Source organism: Lactobacillus sp. ESL0791 (assembly GCF_029433255.1).
Lineage (GTDB): Bacteria > Bacillota > Bacilli > Lactobacillales > Lactobacillaceae > Lactobacillus.
The window spans coordinates 1,363,401-1,386,286 of sequence record NZ_JAQTHU010000001.1; the positions used below are offsets into that span (position 1 = coordinate 1,363,401).

General features: G+C 38.0%; 21 protein-coding genes. 4 read left to right on the forward strand and 17 right to left on the reverse strand.

Translation table 11 applies throughout. The features are described from left to right. Positions 1 to 3: 3 nt before the first annotated feature. The 8 genes from ftsY to PT285_RS06825 form a co-directional block, all read right to left on the reverse strand. Positions 4 to 1,158, reverse strand: coding sequence for a signal recognition particle-docking protein FtsY (gene ftsY, locus PT285_RS06790; RefSeq protein WP_277148984.1), 1,155 nt, complete (start codon positions 1,156 to 1,158; stop codon positions 4 to 6). 2 nt (positions 1,159 to 1,160) lie between these two features. Beyond that, positions 1,161 to 4,724: a chromosome segregation protein SMC gene (smc, locus tag PT285_RS06795; RefSeq protein WP_277148986.1), complete on the reverse strand. Its 3,564-nt coding sequence runs from the start codon at positions 4,722 to 4,724 to the stop codon at positions 1,161 to 1,163. Positions 4,725 to 4,735: 11 nt separating this feature from the next. Continuing rightward, on the reverse strand, positions 4,736 to 5,422 hold the full coding sequence (gene rnc, locus PT285_RS06800) for a ribonuclease III (protein ID WP_277148988.1): 687 nt from the start codon (positions 5,420 to 5,422) through the stop codon (positions 4,736 to 4,738). Positions 5,423 to 5,695: 273 nt separating this feature from the next. Continuing rightward, a complete protein-coding gene (locus tag PT285_RS06805) occupies positions 5,696 to 6,076 on the reverse strand; it encodes a hypothetical protein (protein ID WP_277148990.1) in 381 nt (126 codons plus the stop codon). A 93-nt stretch (positions 6,077 to 6,169) separates the two neighbouring features. Then, positions 6,170 to 6,493: an SLAP domain-containing protein gene (locus PT285_RS06810; protein WP_277148992.1), complete on the reverse strand. Its 324-nt coding sequence runs from the start codon at positions 6,491 to 6,493 to the stop codon at positions 6,170 to 6,172. 92 nt (positions 6,494 to 6,585) lie between these two features. Continuing rightward, positions 6,586 to 6,858 carry a type II toxin-antitoxin system RelE/ParE family toxin gene (locus PT285_RS06815; RefSeq protein WP_277150647.1) on the reverse strand — a complete coding sequence of 91 codons (273 nt, stop codon included), beginning with the start codon at positions 6,856 to 6,858 and terminating at the stop codon, positions 6,586 to 6,588. Further along, positions 6,851 to 7,075 carry a type II toxin-antitoxin system RelB family antitoxin gene (gene relB / locus PT285_RS06820; RefSeq protein WP_277148994.1) on the reverse strand — a complete coding sequence of 75 codons (225 nt, stop codon included), beginning with the start codon at positions 7,073 to 7,075 and terminating at the stop codon, positions 6,851 to 6,853. Before relB ends, PT285_RS06815 begins: the two co-directional genes overlap by 8 nt. A 214-nt stretch (positions 7,076 to 7,289) precedes the next feature. Further along, on the reverse strand, positions 7,290 to 8,792 hold the full coding sequence (locus PT285_RS06825) for an FAD-dependent oxidoreductase (protein WP_277148996.1): 1,503 nt from the start codon (positions 8,790 to 8,792) through the stop codon (positions 7,290 to 7,292). Positions 8,793 to 8,957: 165 nt separating this feature from the next. Between PT285_RS06825 and PT285_RS06830 the strand changes: the two genes are divergently transcribed. Further along, entirely contained in the window at positions 8,958 to 9,851 is an 894-nt protein-coding gene (locus PT285_RS06830) for a LysR family transcriptional regulator (RefSeq protein WP_277148998.1), read from the forward strand. Between the two features lie 58 nt (positions 9,852 to 9,909). Here PT285_RS06830 and PT285_RS06835 read toward each other — a convergent pair whose 3' ends face one another. From PT285_RS06835 to manA, 4 genes are read right to left on the reverse strand one after another with little or no spacing between them, the layout of a single operon-like run. Next, positions 9,910 to 11,367 (reverse strand): HAMP domain-containing sensor histidine kinase, encoded by a 1,458-nt coding sequence (locus PT285_RS06835; protein ID WP_277149000.1) that lies wholly within the window; start codon positions 11,365 to 11,367, stop codon positions 9,910 to 9,912. Next, positions 11,364 to 12,095: a response regulator transcription factor gene (locus PT285_RS06840; RefSeq protein ID WP_277149002.1), complete on the reverse strand. Its 732-nt coding sequence runs from the start codon at positions 12,093 to 12,095 to the stop codon at positions 11,364 to 11,366. Before PT285_RS06840 ends, PT285_RS06835 begins: the two co-directional genes overlap by 4 nt. Then, positions 12,095 to 12,487 (reverse strand): SdpI family protein, encoded by a 393-nt coding sequence (locus PT285_RS06845; protein ID WP_277149004.1) that lies wholly within the window; start codon positions 12,485 to 12,487, stop codon positions 12,095 to 12,097. Before PT285_RS06845 ends, PT285_RS06840 begins: the two co-directional genes overlap by 1 nt. Positions 12,488 to 12,525: 38 nt before the next feature. Next, positions 12,526 to 13,488, reverse strand: a complete 963-nt coding sequence (gene manA, locus PT285_RS06850) for a mannose-6-phosphate isomerase, class I (RefSeq protein WP_277149006.1) — start codon at positions 13,486 to 13,488, stop codon at positions 12,526 to 12,528. Between the two features lie 159 nt (positions 13,489 to 13,647). On the opposite strand from manA, the gene PT285_RS06855 reads away from it, so the two are divergent. After that, positions 13,648 to 14,004 (forward strand): arsenate reductase family protein, encoded by a 357-nt coding sequence (locus PT285_RS06855; protein WP_277149008.1) that lies wholly within the window; start codon positions 13,648 to 13,650, stop codon positions 14,002 to 14,004. Between the two features lie 247 nt (positions 14,005 to 14,251). On the opposite strand, the gene PT285_RS06860 is transcribed toward PT285_RS06855, so the two are convergent. Next, complete coding sequence (locus tag PT285_RS06860; protein WP_277149010.1) at positions 14,252 to 14,566, reverse strand: hypothetical protein; 315 nt, start codon at positions 14,564 to 14,566, stop codon at positions 14,252 to 14,254. Between the two features lie 255 nt (positions 14,567 to 14,821). Here PT285_RS06860 and PT285_RS06865 point away from each other — a divergent pair, with 255 nt between their 5' ends. Further along, the gene (locus tag PT285_RS06865; RefSeq protein WP_277149012.1) at positions 14,822 to 17,233 is read left to right on the forward strand and encodes a Xaa-Pro dipeptidyl-peptidase; all 2,412 of its coding nucleotides are present in this window, start codon (positions 14,822 to 14,824) and stop codon (positions 17,231 to 17,233) included. A gap of 212 nt (positions 17,234 to 17,445) precedes the next feature. On the opposite strand, the gene PT285_RS06870 is transcribed toward PT285_RS06865, so the two are convergent. Beyond that, on the reverse strand, positions 17,446 to 18,405 hold the full coding sequence (locus PT285_RS06870) for a BspA family leucine-rich repeat surface protein (RefSeq protein ID WP_277149014.1): 960 nt from the start codon (positions 18,403 to 18,405) through the stop codon (positions 17,446 to 17,448). 641 nt (positions 18,406 to 19,046) lie between these two features. On the opposite strand from PT285_RS06870, the gene PT285_RS06875 reads away from it, so the two are divergent. Continuing rightward, the gene (locus PT285_RS06875; protein WP_277149016.1) at positions 19,047 to 20,516 is read left to right on the forward strand and encodes a hypothetical protein; all 1,470 of its coding nucleotides are present in this window, start codon (positions 19,047 to 19,049) and stop codon (positions 20,514 to 20,516) included. Between the two features lie 511 nt (positions 20,517 to 21,027). On the opposite strand, the gene PT285_RS06880 is transcribed toward PT285_RS06875, so the two are convergent. From PT285_RS06880 to PT285_RS06890, 3 genes are all read right to left on the reverse strand, one after another. Beyond that, entirely contained in the window at positions 21,028 to 21,486 is a 459-nt protein-coding gene (locus PT285_RS06880) for a hypothetical protein (RefSeq protein ID WP_277149018.1), read from the reverse strand. 195 nt (positions 21,487 to 21,681) lie between these two features. Next, positions 21,682 to 22,260 (reverse strand): reprolysin-like metallopeptidase, encoded by a 579-nt coding sequence (locus PT285_RS06885; protein ID WP_277149020.1) that lies wholly within the window; start codon positions 22,258 to 22,260, stop codon positions 21,682 to 21,684. A gap of 344 nt (positions 22,261 to 22,604) precedes the next feature. Beyond that, the gene (locus PT285_RS06890) at positions 22,605 to 22,880 is read right to left on the reverse strand and encodes a hypothetical protein (RefSeq protein WP_277149022.1); all 276 of its coding nucleotides are present in this window, start codon (positions 22,878 to 22,880) and stop codon (positions 22,605 to 22,607) included. Between the last annotated feature and the right edge of the window lie 6 nt (positions 22,881 to 22,886).

Genomic DNA, 22,886 nt, shown 5'->3' on the forward strand with positions numbered 1-22,886 from the left:
GTATTAGGCCAAATCATGGAAAAGGCCAACTGCATAATCAGCGGCATCAAAATCTGCTAGGTCTTCGGCTTTTTCACCCAAGCCCACCAGTTTAACAGGTAACTTCATTTCATTGCGAATTGCCAAAACAACCCCGCCTTTAGAAGAACCGTCTAATTTTGTTAAAACCAAGCCGGTTAACTTGGTCGTTTTATCAAAATCCTTTGCCTGCATGAGGGCATTTTGACCGGTTGATCCATCCAGCACGAGCAAGGTCTCGGTGGGTTCATCCGGGGCTAATTTTTGAATTGTGCGGTCAATCTTTTCTAGTTCGTTCATCAAGTTCTTCTTATTTTGCAGCCGGCCAGCAGTATCAACCAAGAGATAGTCTACTTGTTCATCCAGTGCCTTTTGGGTGGCATCGTAAACAACAGAGGCAGGATCGGCCCGGTCCTTTCCCGTAACAACAGGCACCCCAACGCGTTTACCCCACTCTTCAAGCTGTTCAACCGCGCCGGCCCTGAAAGTATCTGCGGCGGCTAACAATACCGACTTGCCCTGCTTCTTAAAACGCTGAGCCAACTTGCCAATCGTTGTGGTTTTACCAGCACCATTGACACCGACAAAAAGATAAACATTAGGTTTCTTCTCTTCATGATAGATAAGGTGCTCGTCTTCTTCGTTGCCATTCTTGTCATACAATTCGACCATCTTTTCAACGATGATTTTTTTCAGGTCGTCCCGTGACTTGGCATTCTTCAGCTTGGCTTCATCACGCAATTCATCAGTCAATTCTTCAGCAGTTTCAAACCCAACATCGGACTCAATCAGCAATTCTTCCAAATCATCAAAAAAATCTTCATCAACTGTTCTAAATTTGGCAAAAAATTGATTCAGCCTGGCCCCAAAACCCTGATTTGTTTTTTCAAGCCCTTTTTCATAAATATCAGCGGTAGTTTTTTCCTCTTTGGGCTCGATGGCATCGGTATTAGTTTCATCATTCAAAGATAACGGCTGTTCCTCCTGCTTTTCAGTATCTGCCGCCTGTGTTTCGTCTTCTTTTACAGTTTCTTGAGCTTTCTCTTCCTTAGCCGTCTCTTCTTGCTTTTTTTCGTCCGGCTTATTTTCTGTTTCCTGGTCACCAAAGAGTGATTTTTTTATTTTATCAAATAATCCCATCTTTACTTCACCTCATCTTTTATTTCTTTTAATGATACCGATAGAACCTGCGATACGCCGGATTCCTGCATCACAACCCCGTAGAGCTGATCTGCTTCCTCCATGGTCCCTCGCCTATGGGTAATCACAATAAATTGCGTCTTTAAATCGTACTTTTCTAAAAATTGTGCAAAGCGGCTGACATTGGCATCATCCAGTGCCGCCTCAACCTCATCCAGCACGCAGAACGGAACCGGTTTTACCTTAAGCATGGCAAACAAGAGGGTAATTGCTGTCAGCGCCCGTTCACCACCAGATAATAGACTCAAACGCTGCAGCTTCTTGCCAGGCGGTTGGGCAACGATTTCAACGCCCGTTGTCAGCATGTGGTCGGGCTCTGTCAACACCAGCCTAGCATTCCCGCCGCCAAAAACAAGTGGAAAAAGCGCAGTGAAACTTGCCGCAACCGAATTAAAGGTTTTAGAAAACCGGTTACTGACTTCATTATCTAGGGCCGACATTGATTTTTCAAGGTTATCCCGCGCCTTAAGCAGATCATCCTGCTGGCCATTTAAAAAGTCGTAGCGTTTTTTAACATTTTCATATTCATTAATTGCATCCAAATTCACCGGACCAATATCTTCAAGCGACATCCGGTGCAGTTTGACACTTTTTTGCAGTTCAGCCCGTTTTTCCGCATTATTTTCTCCTTCGGCCTGAGCCAGAGCAGCTTCATAAGTAAGAGAGTAATCGGAACCCAGACGCTTTAAGCGGTGATCAATCGAACCGGTAAATTTTGCCAGCTCAACCGATAAATTTTCTTGCTCGTCTGCCGCATCCTTGCGCAGGTCATAATTGCGGCTGGCAACCTGATCCAGCTGGTTGATTTGGGCGTTGAACCGACCTAATTTGCTGCTAAGCTGTGTCAGCTGCTCCTGCAAAGAATTCTTTTTATCCGCCATCTGCTTAATTTCATCTTGCATTGCGGTTTTTTGGTTTTCCGACAGCGCACTATTTTCATCAATTGCGGTTAATTTATTTTCAAGCTCCGTCACCTGTTTTTGACCAGCCTGGAGTTTTTGCTCTTGCTCCTGCTTCTGCCGGGAACTGTTTTCTAGTTTATTGGCAAAAACAGCAATTTGCGGATCAAGCTCTGCTGCCTGCTTCTGCACTTTTTCGTTCAACGACGTAAAATTATTGATTCGTTCCTGAACCTGCGCAATCTTTTCCTTTTGCTCTGCAATTTTCTGCACAAAAGCTGTTTTTTCTTCTGTCGCTTTCGTGATCTCTTTTTTCAGCTGAACTAACTGTTTATCACGTTCTTGCTTTTGTGACTCAAACAGCTTGCTGGCAGATTCCAAACGCTTAACTTCTTTTTCTTGATTCTGAAAAGAAAGAACCGCCTCTCCCAGCTGCTGCTGGGTTTCCTGTAGTTCCTTATTCAGGCTGCTTAGATCTGCCTCATTAACTTCATTTTGCTTAAGCAGCTTATCCAATTTCTCCTTTTCAGCCGCAACTTGCTTCTTTAATTCAGCTCCTTTTTGCTTGAGCTCATTTATTTCCGCAACCGTCTGCAGCGGCGAATTATTCTTTTGGTTGCGCACGCCACCTGTCATTGAACCTCCGGGAGAGATTACATCCCCGTCTAGAGTAATTACCCGATAGCGGCCAAGCTTACGCGAAATCTGCAAGGCATTATCGATGTTATCAACTATAATACTGCTGCCCAGTAAATACTCAATTGCAGGTGTAATATCAATTTTTGCGGTACTAGTTACCAGCTTGCTGGCAACCCCGATAAAACCGGTAAAAGTTTTTAAAGTCGTCACTGTCGAACTGGGGATATTGTAACTGCGCAGTCCATCTAATGGTAAAAATGTGGCACGACCAGCATGGCTCCGCTTCAACTGGTTAATTGCATCCCGGGCACTTGTACGTGTTTTAGCAACCAAATCTTGTACCCCGCCGCCAAGCGCGGTTGTCATCGCCGCCTCTAATTCGGCCGGAAAGGAGATCAATTCACCAATTGCCCCAACAATTCCTGGATACTGAGACAAATTATTTAAGACATTACGAACTCCATAATAATACCCTTCATGTCTTTTTTGAATATTTTCCAAAGCCTCATACCGGGCTAATGTTTGCTGCAGGGCATTTTGGGTTATCCCCTCCTTCTGCCGTAATTCATTTATTTCCGCCTGAAAATTGCTTTGTTTTTGCTGCAAGGCTGTCATTTCTTCAGTTTGCTGTGTCCGCTTGGCAGTGAGACTTTGACCCTTCTTGCGAAGGTCTTCAAGAGCCGCGGATGCAGTTTCTAACTGCTTGACGACATCATTATCACGGTAACTGCTGTCATCATTTGTCCGCTTTAATTCCGAATTTAAATAAACAAGCTGGTTATTATTGGAGGTCTGTTTCTGCAAGATTTCAATGTAATCGTTACGCAGATCTTCCAATTTTTTATTCAAAGTTTCCGGATCATCTTTAAGTTGGGCGGTTAGCTCTGTCCGCGTCTTTTTCAATGCTTTTTGCTTTTGCTGTAATTCCTGCGTTTCCGTATTAATCACCGCAATCGCTTTTTCCGCATCCTTGATCTGATCCTGCAACACCTGCAGCTCATCCTGATATTCCTTCTTGGTTGCCTCGTCATACTGCTTCGACTGCTCGGTGACCTGCAATTTGGTATTTAACTTCGCCTGCTTATCGGTTAATTCAAGCAGATCGCGCTGAAGCTGTTCACGCTTAGCAGTCAGGTTCTGATACTCGCTTTTCTTAGCGCTCACCGCACTTTGCGATTCAGTCACCTCACGATCGAGTTTAGACAGCAAAATTTGATTCTGATCGGCTTTTTTTTGAACGGTACTTTTCTGCTTATTTAAGTCCTGAATTTCAAACGCTAATAGAGTCTTTAACTTTTTGTCAAGTCCTGCCTTCTGAAATTGGTATTCCTGCGCCAGCGAACTCTGTTCATGCAGCGGTTCAATTCTTTTTTCCAACTCTTTGACCAAATCGTTAATTCGAATTAAATTATCGTTGGTCTTAGCCAATTGAACCTGTGCCGCTTCTTTTTGCTTCTTGAAATGCAGTACCCCGGCCGCTTCTTCAAAAATAACCCGACGTGCTTCTGGTTTAGAGTTTAAAATTTGGTCAACTCGGCCCTGAGAAATAATTGCTAAGCTATTCTGCGAAATTCCAGAATCCAAAAAAAGCGCCTGAACATCTTTGAGTCGGACATTCTGCTTATTAATAAAATATTCACTATCACCTGACTGCAAAATTCTTCTGCCAACGGTTACTTCATCACTAGCAAAATTTAACTCATGGTTTTTATTGGCAAATGTCAGCGTCACTTCAGCATGCGTTGCCGGTTTTCTAAATTCACTTCCCGCAAAGATAACATCCTTCATATTGGACCCACGCAGAGACTTGGCACTGGATTCACCCATCACCCAGCGAATCGCTTCAGTAATGTTGCTTTTACCGCTGCCATTGGGACCCACAATTCCTGTAATCCCGGAATTAAAATGAATAGTTGTCTTTTCGGCAAATGATTTAAAGCCATCAAGTTCTAACTTAGTTAGCGGCACATGAATCCCTCCTATTCAAAATTAGCAAGTGCGGCCTTGGCGGCATCCTGTTCCGCCGCCTTTTTATTATGCCCTGTGCCCTGAGACACAAGCTGATTATTAATCCGCAGTTCAACTACAAAATTGGAGGGAAGCTGTGATTCGCTGATAACGGCATATTTAATATCAACGGGGCCATTTTGTTGTAATAATTCCTGCAAATCAGTTTTATAATCACGCGACGAATCGAATTTTCCTTGATCAATCAGCGGATAAACAGTTATCCCGAGAAAATGTTCAACCTTATCCATTCCTTGATCCAAAAAAAGCGCGCCGTTAAAAGCTTCAAAGACATCTTCAAGCAAGGTTTTCCGCTCTCTTGCACCAGATTTCTCCTCACCATTGCCCAAATTGATTTCTGCCTGAAAACCGCATTCAACCGCAAACTTGGAAAAGCCGTCGGTGTCAACAATATTTGATCGCATCCGGGTCAACTCACCCTCGTTTAATTGTGTAAAATGACGGTAAAGGTAATCAGAGATTGCCAATTCGAGGACAGCATCACCCAAGAATTCTAATTTTTCATAATCACGAATACCGGCACGCGGATGTTCATTGGCATATGACGAATGTGTAAACGCCTCCTCCAAAAGCTTTTCATTGTTAAATTTTATTCCGTACCTGCTGTCAAGCTGTTTAATAAATTTGCTGCTGACCATTTACCTTCCCCCTTATACTTAAATGATTATAACAGTTTTTCTAATTTAAAATAAATTACATAGAAAGAAGTATACCAGTTTCCCACACAGTTTGTGCTCAATACCCACGCAAACGATAAATTGGCCAGCTACCTACACAAGAAAAAAGCACAACCTTCAACTGGGTCCACATCAATTATAAATATCAATTTTATCTTGGTTAATTAATTTGAATACAATAAAACCCCGAAATTAATTTTCCTAACTTAGAGGCTTTAGATTATGTTTTTTAAATTAATTTGCGTTATAAAAGTTTGCCCAATTATCACTAGTACTTGATACTTCAATGAACATAATTCCAACACAAGAATAACTTCCATCGAACTCATAATTGAGTGATAAGGCACCGAATGCTTTATCATCTTTATGACCTTCGAACCTTTTAGCAACATCAGGATCTTTAATTAAGGCATTAAACATCGAACTTGCTACATGTTGAGGATTTCTATCTTTCAAATTGAAGCTAGGTTCATCATAATCTATACCATAAAATCTTGGATTATCAACTCCACGCATTCCGTTCATACCTTTATCAGTTAATTCTGATAAATAATTTTCTAAATTAGCAGAATTTTGAAAATTAACCGCCCATTGATAAGGATATAGTCCATCCATGGTCAACGTAACTCCATTCACAAAATTATTTAATTCAGAATTAGATTTATAAGACGCATGCCCTTTACTAACACGATAGTCTTGAATTTTTTGTCAAAGTGCATCATAAACTGGTGTATTTTTAGTTAAAGTCACAAATTGCGGTGCTGTTACATTCGAAATATTTGAAGAAGTATTAGTATTAACTGGTGTTGGATCAACTAGATTTATCTTTTTAGCATTTACAGCCTTGATATAGCGACTCTTGCTAAGACGATAATACTTTTTACCATAAACAGTATACGTATGACCTTTCTTTAAGAGCTTTTTACCTTTGCTTTTACCATACTTAGTAAAAACTTTGGAGTTCTTTTTAAGCTTAATCTTAAAGATTTTAGCCTTTTTAATAACTTGTACAGGTTCGTGATGCTTACCCATTACTGGTAACTTCAGCTACTCTAATACTTAATAAAGCTGCACTAGCTAAACTAATTAATACTCTCTTTTTCATCTCTTATTCCCCAAACATATTACTTTTTATAGACATCATTACGTTTATCAGCATTAATAACCAAAACTACAAACTTATCATCATGAATATCTGCAATAATTCGATATTTACCCACTCGATAGCGCCAAAGTGTTTGTAAATTACCTTCTAGTGCTTTCCCCCATAACCGAGGATTATCAGAATCAGTAATATGTCTATCAAGCCAAGTAACAATTCTTTTTTGAACTTGCTGATCAAGCTTGCGAAACTTTTTTAATCCTGCTTTATCAAATTCCCACTTGAATTTAGTCATTTGCTTTGCCAAAAACCATTTTTCTAACTTCTTCAGCTGACACCGTTCCTGTCGATTTTTTCAACATTTTAATAGCTTCTTGATAATCTTGTTGATCTTCTACCTTTTCAGTAATTGCCTTTCTCATATATGTAGAAACACTCTCTCCTTCAAAATCGGCCATTTCTTTAACTTTTTGATACACATCATCTGAAAATCTAATAGTTGTAACAGTCATAATCTATTTTTCCTCCAATCACTATATAATAATTATAGCGCGTTTACCTACAAAAGTATTCAAAATTAAAAGGACTAGCCTCCGATTAAATATCAGAAGCTAGTCCTAAGTTAAAGCTTAATAATCTGACCTAATTATGGGATTGAAAGCATAACTAAGAAATTGTACTTTTTGTGCACTGCACTTATTCTTTTATATTTATTTTGTCAAATGGTTAATTTTCAGCAGCCTGTTGACCAGCTAAGCGGCCAAAGGTTTGCGCATGACTTGCAGCAAGACCAGGAACTCTATCTGGATAACTGTTAAAGAAGAAGCCACCACTAGCATTACCAGCAGCGTATAAATGTTCAATTGGTTCATAATCTTCATTTAGAACTTCCATCTTCTTGTTGATTCTTAAGCCATCAAGCGTATCAAGAACCCGGCCGCCTAAAATACAGCCATAAAATGGTTTCTTGTCGACAGCAGTCAAGCGGTATTGCTCCTTACCAAAGTCCTTGTCAATATGGGCAACAACTAAGTCATTGTACCTATTGACCGTCTTAACCAGATTTTCTACCGGCAAGTGCAACTTTTTAGCCAATTCTTCAATGGTATCGGCCTTAACAACCAAGCCCTTGTCAACATATTGCTGTGTATCTTCCATCAATTTTTCGGCACTAGCCATGTATCCTGGAAAACCAACTCTGGCGCAGCCCAAAGTATGGAACTGCTTAGCATATTCACCATAATTATCGTCCCAAATCATTGCATACAGATAGCCTGGCTCTTTACTTGCGGCATTAACAATGTATTGGTAAGGAACTGATTCATTTGAAAAGCGCTTGCCGCGCAGGTTGACTTTTAACAGCGGATGACTGCCAAGCCACAACCAATCTTGATAGGTTGCTGTTTGCACATACATTTCCTCAGTTTTCTTGCCAACTGGTACAAGGCCTCGGTCAAAGATACATTCTGCCGGTTCTTCATCTTTGATTGCACCAATTTCTAAGGCGGCTGCTATTCCTCTACCAGTGTTACGGGGACTATCATTATAGACATTTTTCTTTAATGACATCGGGTTCCATTTTTGCAGTAAATCGGTATTAGCGGCATACCCTCCGGAACAAATAATTACCCCTTTAGAGGCGTTAATTTGAATTCTTTGACCCTTTTTATTATCCTGAGCAATCACACCTGTCACTCTATTATTTGAGCTAACCAGATCGACCAGTTCAGTATTAAAGACTAACTTAACGCCCATTTTCTCAACTTTTTGTACAAACCAATTGCCGTATGATGTGAAGGTTTTGTCGTCAAAAGTTGGGTCATTTTCAGTTGAAAAGCCCTCGTAAGCACTGCTGGTTACCATTGAATCAGGCTCTGCCTTAAGGTGGGCACCGTGCGGCTTAAGAATGTTATCTTCAACCCAATTAACGGCTTCAGCACTATGATTAGCCCAATGATAGATTAGCCCTTCATCAACATTGTGTTGGGCAAATGCGGCTAAGTATTCAACCAAATCAAATTTATTAACAGTCACCCCGGCTCTTTTTTGTGCATTGCTGCCAACACTGGCCAAACCAACCCGCATCAAGTTAATTGAATCTTCTTTTTCAATTATCATGACTTTGGCGCCAGACTCTGCTGCGGCCGCAGCAGCCATCATCCCAGCATTACCTGCACCAACAACTACAACCTCTGTATTAATCGCTTCGCTAATTTTTCCATTATCCATGCTAATACCTTCTCATAAATTTTAATTTTATATTTATTATTGAAGCAGCCTTCAAATAGCGCTATTTATTTCTCACCGCTTACATTGATAAATATATCACATGATATAATAGAGGTTAAATAGCAAAATGTAATCAACAATAAGGTCTCGTTATAAAGGAACGCAATGAATCTCGATCATATTAAAATTTTTATCAACCTGGCAGAAACACTAAATTTTTCCAAAACCGCACGCTCGATGAGCATTTCACAGCCGGCTGTCTCACAAGCAATCAGATCCCTAGAAAATGAATTAGGGCTCAAACTATTCAAACGGACAAAACAATCTGTCAGCTTAACCGCCAGCGGGACAATCTTTTACAAGCAAGCAGTTCAAGGGATTAAGCTGCTGGACAAGGCAATCTATGAAAGTCGGCTAAATTATGAAAAAGAAAAAAGTTCATTAACCATTGGAATGACAGGCACCTCATTTGAATCCAACCTGCTGCCGACTCTAGTAAGAAATTATCACGCACTGCACAAAGATACTAATATCTATTTAGAATATTACGATCACAATGGTTTAAAGAAAAACTTGCTGGAACAAGCCTGCGATATTATTTTCACCACTCAAGACGATGTGGTTAATTACGCGGAGTTCAGCTATTTTCCGCTGCTAACGGGACACTTCAGTGTCGCCGTGCCTTCTGTTAATAGTTTGGTACAAAAAACGGTGATAAATCTTGCAGACTTAGACCATCAGCGAATAATCTTGTTTACCAACAGCTGGTGCCCGCCTGAACAATTAAAACTGCAAAACTTATTAAGAACAGAGTGTAAGCATTCAGAAATAATTACGGCATCAAATTTCGGCGTGGTCAACACCATGATTGAATCCGGGTTAGGAATAGCTGTGATGCCCGACTTCACTGAATTTGAAGATTATCCCTTCTTTAAAGTTATACCGCTAAATTACGATGTTTCCTTATCTTACGGAGCTGTATCATTAAAATCCGCTCTCTCACCCAATGCCCAAAATTTTGCCAAATGGTTAACTGTAAATGGGCATGTTTTACACTAAATAATTAAAAATGAAGCACCCTTATATAAGAAGTACTTCATTTTTAATTATTCACAGGCTAGCCTTGTCCGCCAACAAACTGCTCATGGCCTTGGTCAAAAATCGTTACCGTGAAAGTTGAACCTTTCCCTGGAGTGGAAGCAACCGTGATTGTGCCTCCATGCTGCTTAACTAGCGACGAAACGATCGCTAATCCGAGACCTGATTCACCGGTCCCCCGTGCCCGAGAAGGATCCGCCTTGAAAAAGCGTTCAAAAATATACTTAACCTGATCCTGACTCATCCCGATCCCATTATCCGTAACGGAAACGATTGTGCAGTGCTTGCCCCGTTTGCCTTTGATAATGATTTCCCCATTTTGGGTAAACTGAATTGCGTTTTGGATTAAGTTAACCAGAATTTGAGTAAAACGGTCGCGATCTGCATAAATAGGCAAGTCATCCGGTAAGTCAAAGCACAACTCATCATTGGCCTTTTTGGCATTAGGCTCCAGCTGCAGTTTAATATCTTTTAGCAGGTTATTAGCATTGAAGACGGTTTTCACCAGCATGATCTGGTTATTGCGGATCTTTTCATAATCAAGATTTTCATTGACCAGCCGAATCAGACGCTTGGTTTCGCGCCGCATCAGCGCAATTGATTTGGGCTTAGCTTCCTCTGGAATAGCATCATACTGCAGTCCCTCCAAAATCCCGTTAATTGTCGTTAGCGGCGTCCGCATCTCATGGGCTGCATCGGCCATAAATTGGTCGCGCCTTTTTTCCTGCGTTTTAATTTCCGTATCAGATTTTTTCAGGGCAACGACCATCTGGTTAAAATTATCCGCCAACTGGTCAATTTCATCTTTGCCCTGATTGGACTGAATTTTAACATCAAAATCTCCTGCCGCGACTTTTTTTGTGGCACGGGACAAACGTTTGATTTTATTAGTTGAATAATAAGAAAGTAAAAAACTCAATAACAGTCCGATAATTAAAGTAATAACCAGTGCGTTCACCAAATTGCGCTTAGCCATGTTAATCGACTGTTCAACGTTTTTTACACGAGAACCGACCCAAATGACACCGAGAACTTTTTTACCATTTGTCCATGGAATTAGTACCCCTGTATAAGCATCCTTCGTGCGTCCAAAGGACGAGCCGTCCTGATTATTATTTTTGATCCTGATTTCACGGCCGCCGGTCACAAGGTCAAAAACCCGCTTGGATAGGCGGAGGTCCGGACCTGCTTTAGGATAAATTTGCTCATTTTGACTGTCAAACATCCGAATATGCAAATCATCACTATGTAAAACAAACTGCAGCTGATCTAAAAAGGCCGAATTAAACACAAGCGCGCCAGTTCTGTCTTCAGTAAGGGCAATTTTTCCCACCGATGAGGCATAGTCTTCCATTTTTTTATAATTTTGTGCGTATACCTGTTCCGTAATGTAATTAATTTCGGAATAGCCGATAATCGAAACAGAAATAATTATTAAAAACAAAAAACTCAGCAAATGCTGGTATAGCAATTTCATTTCTCAGCCTGTGTATCGTCAAATTTATAGCCGACGCCCCAAACGGTTTGGATCACATTTGCCCCGACCCGCTCAAGCTTCTGCCGCAATTTTTTTATATGAGCATCAACGGTTCGTTCTTCGCCATAAAATTCGTAACCCCAGACCAACTCGAGCAACTTATCACGGGAAAAAACCTGCTTGGGCTTTTGCGCCATCGTAAAGAGCAAATCAAATTCCTTCGGCGTTAAATCGGCGACCGTCTTGCCGTCAAACAGCACCTCGCGCCGGGCCTTCGAAATTTTTAAATGCGCGGTTTTGATATCAAAATCTTTATTAATAGGCGCATCTTCTGTTTCATGCTGTCCCTCTTCGATCATGATCCGGCGGTGTAAGGCCTTGATCCGCGCAATTAAAGCCAGCGGACTAAACGGCTTAGAGACATAGTCATCGGCACCGACACCCAGACCCAAAACCTGATCGGCTTCACTATCCCGGGCCGTTAGCATGATGATGGGCACGGCCGGTGATATCTTTCTAATTTCCTTGGCAACCTGAATGCCGTCTTTCTTAGGAAGATTTAAATCCAGCGTAATCAGATCATATGCGGAAGGCTTGGCCTTAAACATATCAACCGCCTGAATGCCATCGGTTGCAATTTCCGATACCCAGCCCTCTTTTTGAAAAAACATTTGCATCATTTCGGCAACTGAATTATCATCTTCAACAATTAATATTTTCAATTTCATTATAAATCCTTGAAACCCTTTGTTTTCTCATGCTTCACCTTATCAGGGTCAACATAATCGCTGGGTAGCTGGTGGCGTGCCAGCAAAAATTTCTTTAAACTTTTTTCCGTCCAAATAATGGGAAACAAAATAAAAAAGTAAAAGGTCAGCAGCCACAGCAAGAAATACCGATCCCACTCTAGCAAATGAATCATGGCCCCCAAGATCATTTGCACACCGCCGGACAGAATAAAATATAAACTGGCCCGCTTTTGGGCAAATTCAAAACTAGCCTGATTTACTTGCGCCAAATACGACAAGTAGCCGTAAAGACGGTTAGGATTTTTCGCAGGTAAGATTAGCCACATGATACCTACAAATGCAATAACACTGCCGCAAAACAAAAAAATCATCTTCGGGCCTTCTCCCTCTTATCTGTTGCCGGGTAAAACTAATTACCTGGAGCCGACATAATAATTTTCATTTTACCAGTGAATGTAAAATTCTTCATCTCATTTGGAATAATAAAATTAGTTCCTAATTCTAGATCATAACTGCCTGCTTCAGTGACCAGTTGACCCGAACCCGCAATAACTGAAACTAACAGGTATGGATGCTCTTTAAGTCCTGTCTGCCATTTACCGTCAAGATCAATCTGCCACAGGTAAAAATGCGGTGAAACCGGCGGCGCAACTAGAGTTTTAATCTGCGCATCCTGCTCAGCCTCAGTAGTAATGTTTAACTGCGGATCAACGTGCGGAACTGTCGTCACAGCAATTGACTTCTCTGTGTGCAGCTCACGCTTTTTGCCGGTTTTGCTGTCAACGCGGTCATAATCATACAGACGATATGTTACATCACTTGACTGCTGCGTTTCAATTACCAAAATTCCCTTGGTCAGAGCATGAATTGTTCCCGCGGGAACGTAGAAAAAGTCGCCGGTTTTCACAGGAACTTTGCGCAGCAGCTCATCCCACTTTCCCTGATGGATCATATCAGCCAGTTCTTCCCTGGTCTTAGCGGTGTGCCCATAAATTAGATAGGCACCAGGATCGGCCTGCAGGACATACCAGCTTTCGGTTTTTCCGTTGTCATTTTCATATTTTCGTGCGTAGTCATCATCGGGGTGCACCTGAACCGACAGGCTGTCGTTGGCATCCAAGAATTTAACCAGCAACGGAAATTCTTTTTCTTTCGGCATGCCAAAAAGTTCTGGGTGCTCCTGGTAAACTTCGCGCAGCGTTTTTCCTTTAAGTTCACCGTGGCTGACAGTTGCAGCATCATTTTTATAAGCAGAAATAATCCACGCTTCACCGACCTTGCCATCAGGAATATCGTAGTTAAAAATGGTTTTCAGTTTGCGGCCGCCCCAAATTTTGGGTCTAAAAGCTGGCGTTAAAAAAATTGGTTCCATATATTATTCACCTCAAATAAAGTTTAAACTTTCTTACCCAAAAATGAAATAAATACTATAACTTTATTTGCCTTTAACAGTTATTCTGAACCAATTATTAGTCATGGTGCAGGAACTTCTTTATAATGAAGTAAAAATAACCAAAGAAAGGTAATTAAGATGATCAAATTTTACGGTTATAAACGTTGCTCGACTTCAAGAAGTGCCGAAAAATGGCTGCATGAGCACAATGTTCAATATGAATTTCAGGACTTGGTCGAAGACCCGCCCAAAAAAGAGGATTTAGTTAAATGGATGACGGCACATAAAGACCGCGGCCTAAAGTATTTCTTTAATACTCACGGCATCCCTTACCGGCAGGAACACCTTAAAGATAAGGTTGACAGCATGACCATTGATGAAGCCGCCGACATGATGTCCAAAAACGGCAAACTGATTAAGCGACCGTTGATGGTTGACGGCGATAAACTTACTTGCGGCTTTAACGAAGATATCTACAAGAAAACTTGGCTATAGATTTTTAAACGAAAATAATTTAGAAAAATGCTTACTCTAATTATGATGTTGTTGAAAAAATTTTTTTAGCGATATTTTTGTAAATTCTGTTTTTTAACAGCGGCTTTACTATAAAATCTAATATTGATAGCTTCAGTTTTAAAGATTAAAAATACTAACTAAAAATGACTGGTAAAGAAATTAAACTTTATCGGTCACTTTTTATTTGATATAAAGTTCTTTAAGAAACATGGCAATTTTAAGAATATTATTTTGCAAAAACAACATTTCCCGAAGCAAAAAGAATATAAACAAATAATGCTATGCAGACGATAATTGCTAATACATTTCCTAAAAACAAACTAATTAAAAAGTTAATGCGGTGTTTTTGAAAAAATGTCGTAAATAAATCTGCCAAGGTAAGCAATTGAAAAGCTAGTAAACCGAAACACCAATAAATATGTTTGAAAAATGGCAAAATGAAGGCTATAACCAGTTCGACTAAGGAGATTACACCAACTATTTTATAAAGCTTAGGCGTTAACAAAGACTCTCTTATTGTCGTTTCATGCTCTTTTTCCATTATTGATAGCCCCATTTTTTACAGTTTACTGCTTCATCTTTTATAATTCATTTATTATAACTGTTCCGAAATCATAGTACAACCTGCAACTGCTTATACAAAAAAATTATTGCAGATAAAAATTAAGATGAGTAAAGCATTTAATAAATATCAGCTAAAACGCCCATAATCACAAAAATAATACATATTGATTATTTTGTTTTCTACCTTACTCTAGTAAAATATAATTAATACATTAAAAACAAAGGAGTTCCCATGAAATACAACCAATATGCTTATGTCGAAACTGATTTGCCAACACAGATCAAAGAATTATTAAATATTGACTTTTTACCCGAAAATTATCAAGAGCAGTCATTCAGTGAATTATTTGCTGAATTAACCGCCAACTGTATTGCCGAAGTTAACCCAACAGCCGACTTTGCCCGTAAGGTCAAATTACAAGAGTTTGCCGTTTCGGAAACAGAAACTTTAGCAGACTTTTTGGCAAACAGACCCGAAAAAATTAGTCCTGCGCAATTTTACAATGTTGCATTGCAGCTGCTTGGTTACCATGTTAACTACGACTATGATTTGACTGATCCACTTAGCTTTATGAAGAAACAAGCTTTGCCTACGGTAAACGAAATTGCTGATAAAGACCAGCTAATTCATGCTTTTTACCGGCTGCTCAATACTCGCGCTAAAAATGGTCAGCTCTTAATTGACGTCATGGCTGGCGAAGGCTACTTTTATCAACGACAAAGTGAAAAAACTTATGGCCATTTTCACTTCCTTAATGGTAAAAGTTTACCAACCTTCGATACCAAAAATGTCTTACGCGAAGTGGTCTACGTCGAAAGTGATCTCGATACCGATGGTGACGGCCAAGCCGATTTGCTACAAGCGACAATTTTTCGCCCAGTTGAAAGTTTACAGCCAGAATTAAAAGTACCAGCATTATATACCGCCAGCCCTTACCTTGGCGGCATTATTGATAATGTTAAACAGAATTATAATGTCGACGAAAACCTGACGGATGCTACCGAATGGACTAATCCGCAATATGAGCCAGCCAAACGGATCAAGGCCAAAAAGCCAGGAAACGAAGATTGGGCAGAATTTTTGCCAGAAGAAGCGGTGCACAAGTCATCCTATTCACTTAATGAGTATTTGCTTGCACGTGGTTTTGCCAGTGTTTTTGCTGGTGGTATCGGCACCCGCGGCTCTGACGGTCTGCGGATTACCGGATCACCGGAAGAAACAGAATCCGCTAAAGAAATTATTGAATGGCTGCACGGCGACCGGATTGCCTACACCGACCGCTCAAGAACACATGAAGTAAAAGCATCATGGTGTAACGGGAATATCGGTATGACCGGCCGCTCCTATCTTGGTACCCTGCAGATTGCCGTTGCTACAACCGGTGTTGCCGGTTTGAAAACCGTGGTTTCGGAAGCGGCAATTTCTTCCTGGTATGACTATTACCGTGAACACGGGTTGGTGATTGCGCCCGGAGAGTGTCAAGGTGAAGACATGGATAAATTAGCGGAAACCTGTGAGTCGAATCTTTGGAATTCTGGTGACTATCTTAAAATTAAGCCGAAATACGATGCAATGCAAAAAGTTTTGGCTGCAAAAGAAGATCGCAAGACTGGTCAATACTCCGGTTTTTGGGAAGCACGCAATTACCGCCACCATACCGACAAGATCAAATGCTCTTGGATTAGTGTCCACGGTTTAAACGACTGGAATGTTAAGCCCAAAAATGTTTATAAAATTTGGCAGATTGTGAAAAATTTGCCGCTGCCAACTAAGCCCCATCTTTTCCTTCACCAAGGCCCACACTACAATATGAACAATTTTGTTTCAATTGATTTTACCGACCTGATGAATCTCTGGTTCGTCCATGAACTCCTTGGGGTTGAAAACAATGCATACCAGCAATGGCCAACCGTGATGGTCCAGGATAATCTTGAAGCCGATATCTGGCATGAGGAGTCAGACTGGAGCGATGAGCTAGGACAAAAGGTAACTTATTACCCGACTGATGAACACGAATTAAGAAAAGACGGCAACGGTAAAAATAAACTGACATTCACGGATGTCGGCGGTAAGGATTTCAAGAAAGAAAAAATCTCCGAAAATGACTGGCAGTATCAATTTATTAGTGGTGAAGAAAAATGGGCAAAACGAAGTCTGCGCTTTGTTACTGACGAATTTATTCATCCCGTCACAATCATCGGCCGGCCGGAAATCAAAGTCAGAGTTAGCGGCAGCCTAGCAAAAGGACAAATTTCGGTTGCGTTAGTTGAACTGGGCGAGCGCAAACGCCTGACCCCAACACCGAAGTTTTTAATGCCAAATGGTCAAGAACTAGGTTACCGTTTTGGCACCGACACCTTGCAGGAATTCGTCCCGGACAAGCCAACAAAGGCCAAGTTGATTACTAAGGCACACATGAACCTGCAAAATTACGCTGACATGCGTAAGCCAACAAGCATTGAAGCCGGAAAATTTTATGATTTAACCTTCAAATTGCAACCTACCTATTATAAATTGCCTGTTGGCAGCAAATTGGCTTTAATCATTTACTCAACCGATCAAGGTATGACTAAGCGGCCGCTTGAAGAGGAAGACTACACAATTGATTTAGCAGGAACAGAAATTAAATTCAGTGAAAAATAAAGCACCAGTTGGTGTTTAATTTGGGAAAAATATTAAATAAGTGAAACTGTGACCAGTACCCATAGCGAATTGTTTTAATAAAATCTCACAAAAAAGATAGTTGCTTAGCCAGCAGCTATCTTTTTATTTCAAGAAAATTCCTTAACAGCCAGTTTCATACTTTAACATTTTTACTAAAGAAAGTTACCCTACTAGCAACAACCTATTACAATTTAATATTTTTTATGTTTATATCCAGGAACCCCATTAAACATGTCTTTTATTCCAGAAAATTGTTTCTTTGATTGGTGCCTTTTAGCACAATCCGTAGTAAAATTATGACCCAATTTAAAATTAGTCAATTTTATATCATCATCAAACATATTCGACATGTTTTTTACTTGGCTGGTATTAAAACTGCTCAGATCCAAGTTTTCTAATAATTCATCACCACAAAACATAAAGCTCATGTTAGTTACTTGACCGGTATCAAAACTTTTCAAGTCCAAGCTGTTTAGCGCTTCGTTATCTTCAAACATAAAGCTCATATTCTTGACTTGGCTGGTATTAAAATTATGAAGATCAAAATTTTGAACATTTAAACAACCGCTAAACATTGCATACATATTTGTCACATGGCTGGTATCAAAACTACTAACGTTAATTTTTTCTACTGGAATATTCATAAACATCTTTGCCATGTTAGTAACGTGACTTGTATCCCATGTGCTCAGATCTAAACTATTATTGCCTAACCGTTCATCATCTGCAAACATTCCATACATATTAGTAACGTGACTTGTATCTAATTTATCTAAACCCCTGATTTCCTTTAAATCGCTTTCCATTCTCTCATAACTAAAAAGTTTTTTTGAATTTTCAGGAAGAACAATCGGCGAATCAATACTGATTATCTTAATATAACTATGGCTGCCAATTCTTTTCTTAGCCTTTGCAAAAGCTTTTTTACCTAAATGATTTCCTGTTGTGCTGGCTTTAACATGTAACGTTTTGCTAGCTTTATCAAAAGTCAAATTACACTGACCACTCTTACCAAGATTTTTAGTTTTAACAGTACTCTTTAAAGTTATTTTGCTGGCGCTAGCCGCTGCCGGATACTTTACGGTCAAAAAACCGGATAAGCCAATTGCTGCTATCAAGCATAGTGTTTTTTTAAAATATTTAAAATTCATATTTTCCTCCGTGTACTTAAGGCCTCTAAGTATCTAATATTAGCATTTTTATAGAAGTATAAGTATTGTTAGTCCTGTAAAATTATCTGTACTATTTTTAATTTTATTCTTTTTTATTCTTTAATCAAGGAGTAATATAATTATGTTACATAGTGTTATCTAAATCACATGGATTGATTGAATATTAGAATACATGATTTAATTAAAAATACTGGTCCGTAGATTCATACCTGATATTCGGATGCTCAACATCTAATTATGTTTAATTTACTCTATACCTGGTCTAACTTTACTAATTATCAATTTGCAAACTTTATTGTTTTGATTTTATCAGTAACATTTGCTTATATAGCCAGTAAATAATATATCTTCAAGCCCCACACCAAAACAAGAAAAGATACCGGTCATGAAGCCTTATCTTTCTTGTTTTTTCAGGCTTATTAGTTTAGTAATCGACTTAGTATCTTTATAAATTAGTATTGGGATATTGCATGCTAATCCTTTTTGGGTAAAGCTAATTGATAACCTTATTGTAATTATCGCTAAATTGTAATTATCGCTAATTATGTTTTTAGCAAAGTTTTTGTTTTTATTAAGTAGGTGCCGGTTTTAAAAACTGACAGATTAAAGAAAAGAAAGTCATGAATATCAAAATTCCCGAATGGTCAAACAAAATATTACAAGTTATCTTATTACTATTTACCACACTAATACTTGGTGGAATACTAGTATCTGGACTTAAAATATATCGAAAACAAAGTAGCCATATTAGTTTAGTTATGCTTAGTTTGATTTTTATTTGCGCTATATTAGGAATCGTGATCAGTTTTGGAATTTTTTGGCTTCTCGCGAAACTTCCAGATAACCAACACATGAATCGGATTATCATCATTAGCTTGCTTACATTTTTTGCTGTGATTTTTATTGCTTGGATATACATCACACCAATTAAACAGAAAAGTGATTATTGGGCTTTTTGGCATTTTGCAAAAAAGATGGTAAAAGGAAAAGCTATCTATCATCACAGAACTGATTATTTTGCCAAATGGGCCTATCAAACAGGTTTTTTAACCTATGTAACAGTGGTAGTTAAATTATTTGGCCGTCATATCCGCATCATTCAATTATTAAATGTCGGTTTTCAATTAATTATTTTATTTTTGACTTACTCTTTAACCCAAAAACTATTCCATAAAGTAGTACTTAGTCGTTGGAGTCTTTTTTTGCTTGGTAGCAATATCGAATGGTTTGCATTGAATAACCGAGTAACTAATCAATATTTAGGATTAATTTTTTTCTTGTTGACACTTATTCTTATTATTGATGATCATCCTTTCAATTGGATAATTAGTGGTATCACTTTAGCTATAGCTAATTATCTCCGACCGTTAGGGATAGTGTTTATCTTAGGAATAATAGTCTTTTGGCTAATCTATCGCTTCATCGCATTACCCAAAATTAAGCTAAAAAGTATTAGTAAGCTATGTGGGTTTCTTATTGTTTATGGTTTATGTATGTTTGCATTTAATAGTTCAATTAAACAAACAGGTTTAAATCAATATGGAATAAGTAATCCTGATAATAACTGGAAATTCGTTGTTGGTTTAAATTATCATTCAACCGGTAGAAACACAAAACATTTTATCAAGTTTGATCGAATCACCAATTGGCCCACCCGTCAAAAACGGGAAAAGAAAGTTATTAAACAAAATATTAACCACTTAAACAAACATCATTTATGGCTATCTTTGTTCATTAAAAAATTTTGGTCAATGTGGTCCTATCCATCTAACAGTTTAGGTTTCTCACTATTTTATAAAAATCACAGTAAACGAAGTTTTAATTTTTTATTACTACTCGCCTTTGCAATCAATTCTTTTCAAATACTTTTGGCATTTTTCGGTGCCATAAGCTGTCTAGGTAAGCAGATTAAACCAGAATTTTGTCTTCTTTTATTAGTAATGTTTGCCTACGCTGCTGCTCATTTACTAATTGAGATTCAGGGCAGATACCGAATTGAATTTACCCCAATTATTGTCATAATCGCAACTTTAGGGTTAGAAATAATTTTAAAATATTTCTCTAGTTGGAGACAGAGGAGTTTAAAGTAACGTTGTTAGAAAAACTATAGACTTCTTCGGAAATTGTTTAAGAGTAATTACTAAAGTCGAATATTATTGTAAATATCTTTAAATTTTGTAACTTTTTGTAGTGTAATCTAGACAAAAGATTGTATCAAAAAGTGTTTGAGAAAAAACTCTAATTTTTATAGATATGCTTTAAACACATCTATAAAAATCGAATGCTGCTGGAATTATTTTTAACTTAGATAAGTTTTTTGTAGCATAATCCGATTAATTATTTATATCCAAAAAGGAACGTTAATATTAAAAACTAACGTTCCTTTTCGTATCTAGTTTTTTCCCAGACACTACTCTTAAATGCTGCAATCCAATCGAGAATGTAAATAAAATACAAAAATAGCAATCAGCTATTAACAAGGCATGGCTCTCAAATCTTAATTATTATGTATTTTACGAATTCATTATATCATGTTAACCATCAAATAAATAATTATTAAATAGTAATGATAATCTAAACAAACCTACAGATTATTAGCTTTTAAAAATATTTTACTGGATGCTTTTTGGCTTTGGCTAAACTACGGTATTCGTTCCAAGTTGGACCATTCATTCCTATCTGAATATGATCCCCACTTTTTTTCATATACCATTCGTCTACTTGTGGGTATCCAAAATAAATGGCACTACCACGTTTAGAACCTAGCATAAATTTTTTCTCAGTCCAACCATACTTGTTTAGCAACGGGGTTAATTTAGGTGAATCTTTATAAACTTTAACACCGTTATAAGTATGCTTTGTAAATCTATCAATACCTACTTTGCCCTTTTTACTTACATAATACCACTTACCTCTTATTTTTTTAGGAAAGGTAAACAATGGATACTTTTTACTCGCCTGTACTTGCTGAACATTATTATTCATTGTAGCTACTCCAGCAATAGGCAAAATTAACATGGTACTTATAACTATGTGCTTAATTAGATTATTAACTTTCACGTAAAAACCCCCTTCAAGTTAATATTTGTTACTTTGTAAGTCGAATTATACAACAAAAAAAGTGTCTGGGAAAAAACTATTTTTTTAAAATATTGTTTAAGAGCAATTATTAAAATTGTATCAGAAAAGGAATGTTAGTTTTTTATTCTGACATTCCTTTTTGATTTGAGTTTTTTCCCAGACACTTTAATATGATTAATTTTGATATAGTAAGGCTAATCTAGTAATGTAATCTTTATCAATTTTATAAGTGCCTGTAAATGGTGATCCAAAAGCTGACATTGTGTTATCACTTTGATCAGCATCGTGATCTAATCCAAAGACATGACCTAATTCGTGAGCAATGTTTTGTTCATAATAGTTATTGTAGTTAGTTTCAGCATTTTGTTTGATATAATTATTATTTATTTTGATAGTAGCTGTATAAATATGATCTAAGTTTTTATATTCGGGCTGATCAGATTTAGGTGTTTCAGCTCGACCTAATTCAGTTTCATCCGTTAAAACTTTATTAATAATAGTTATATTTGCTTTTTTAGCAGTTTTGGTTAAGTGTAAAATACCTAAAGCATTAATTTTATTAATAGCATCTTCGGCTAACAATTGTTGGTTAGAAGGTAAAGCACTATCATTGAATGTTAAGTTAGTTTTGTTCCAGCGACCACCCATTAAATAATATTTGTTTTGGATGGCTTTAGTAAAGTTCTTGATTTTAGGTACATTGTAGTGACTATTAGCTCTTTGCCATTTAGATTTAGTAGGCTGATTAAACATCCATTGAATTTGGGATTTACTTATGCGATGTTTTTTTAGCTTTATGTGCTTTAGCTAAGACAGTAATTGTTGAATTGGTAACGATAGTTAGTACATTGAACTAAGAGTAATAATAGCAACAGAAACTGTTGCTATTTATTGATAATTGATTTTTTCATGATAATTTTTGTCTTTTTCTTAATATAGCGCAACACGATATTTTTAATTTAAGCCCTATCTCACAGCAAAAGCAAATAGCTCTAAAACGCCGTATAAGTCTTTTAGAGCTATTTTAAAATCATGTGCATAATTATTACACCCATTATCTCTCTAATTCCTCATCATGAGATTTCTGAGCGGGTTCATCATAAAAGCTCTTTCCCTTTTAGTTTAGCATTTTGCCAATCATGCAGGCCGTCAGAATATTCATAGCTTGTTGGTGTACCGTGATATTTAGCATATTTTTCAGCCAAAGTAGGCGAACTCAGCGGTTCAATTATAACTGCAACATGCCCATTCCTTTTTTCTGTGCTAATACTAACTTTGGAGCCTGCAGTCAATCCTGTTTTTTGTAAAATATCTTTGGTTAAAACAACATAATTATTATGCCCTAAAGAAACAACTTTATTAATTTTAGTCATAAGCTT

Excerpts from the sequence above, each read along its gene's own strand:
- ftsY (WP_277148984.1), bottom strand. The coding sequence starts at position 1,158 with ATGGGATTATTTGATAAAATAAAAAAATCACTCTTTGGTGACCAGGAA.
- rnc (WP_277148988.1), bottom strand. The coding sequence starts at position 5,422 with ATGGTCAGCAGCAAATTTATTAAACAGCTTGACAGCAGGTACGGAATA.
- PT285_RS06805 (WP_277148990.1), bottom strand. The coding sequence starts at position 6,076 with ATGGATGGACTATATCCTTATCAATGGGCGGTTAATTTTCAAAATTCT.
- PT285_RS06810 (WP_277148992.1), bottom strand. The coding sequence starts at position 6,493 with ATGGGTAAGCATCACGAACCTGTACAAGTTATTAAAAAGGCTAAAATC.
- PT285_RS06815 (WP_277150647.1), bottom strand. The coding sequence starts at position 6,858 with ATGACTAAATTCAAGTGGGAATTTGATAAAGCAGGATTAAAAAAGTTT.
- relB (WP_277148994.1), bottom strand. The coding sequence starts at position 7,075 with ATGACTGTTACAACTATTAGATTTTCAGATGATGTGTATCAAAAAGTT.
- PT285_RS06825 (WP_277148996.1), bottom strand. The coding sequence starts at position 8,792 with ATGGATAATGGAAAAATTAGCGAAGCGATTAATACAGAGGTTGTAGTT.
- PT285_RS06830 (WP_277148998.1), top strand. The coding sequence starts at position 8,958 with ATGAATCTCGATCATATTAAAATTTTTATCAACCTGGCAGAAACACTA.
- PT285_RS06835 (WP_277149000.1), bottom strand. The coding sequence starts at position 11,367 with ATGAAATTGCTATACCAGCATTTGCTGAGTTTTTTGTTTTTAATAATT.
- PT285_RS06840 (WP_277149002.1), bottom strand. The coding sequence starts at position 12,095 with ATGAAATTGAAAATATTAATTGTTGAAGATGATAATTCAGTTGCCGAA.
- PT285_RS06845 (WP_277149004.1), bottom strand. The coding sequence starts at position 12,487 with ATGATTTTTTTGTTTTGCGGCAGTGTTATTGCATTTGTAGGTATCATG.
- manA (WP_277149006.1), bottom strand. The coding sequence starts at position 13,488 with ATGGAACCAATTTTTTTAACGCCAGCTTTTAGACCCAAAATTTGGGGC.
- PT285_RS06855 (WP_277149008.1), top strand. The coding sequence starts at position 13,648 with ATGATCAAATTTTACGGTTATAAACGTTGCTCGACTTCAAGAAGTGCC.
- PT285_RS06860 (WP_277149010.1), bottom strand. The coding sequence starts at position 14,566 with ATGGAAAAAGAGCATGAAACGACAATAAGAGAGTCTTTGTTAACGCCT.
- PT285_RS06865 (WP_277149012.1), top strand. The coding sequence starts at position 14,822 with ATGAAATACAACCAATATGCTTATGTCGAAACTGATTTGCCAACACAG.
- PT285_RS06870 (WP_277149014.1), bottom strand. The coding sequence starts at position 18,405 with ATGAATTTTAAATATTTTAAAAAAACACTATGCTTGATAGCAGCAATT.
- PT285_RS06875 (WP_277149016.1), top strand. The coding sequence starts at position 19,047 with ATGAATATCAAAATTCCCGAATGGTCAAACAAAATATTACAAGTTATC.
- PT285_RS06885 (WP_277149020.1), bottom strand. The coding sequence starts at position 22,260 with ATGTTTAATCAGCCTACTAAATCTAAATGGCAAAGAGCTAATAGTCAC.
- PT285_RS06890 (WP_277149022.1), bottom strand. The coding sequence starts at position 22,880 with ATGACTAAAATTAATAAAGTTGTTTCTTTAGGGCATAATAATTATGTT.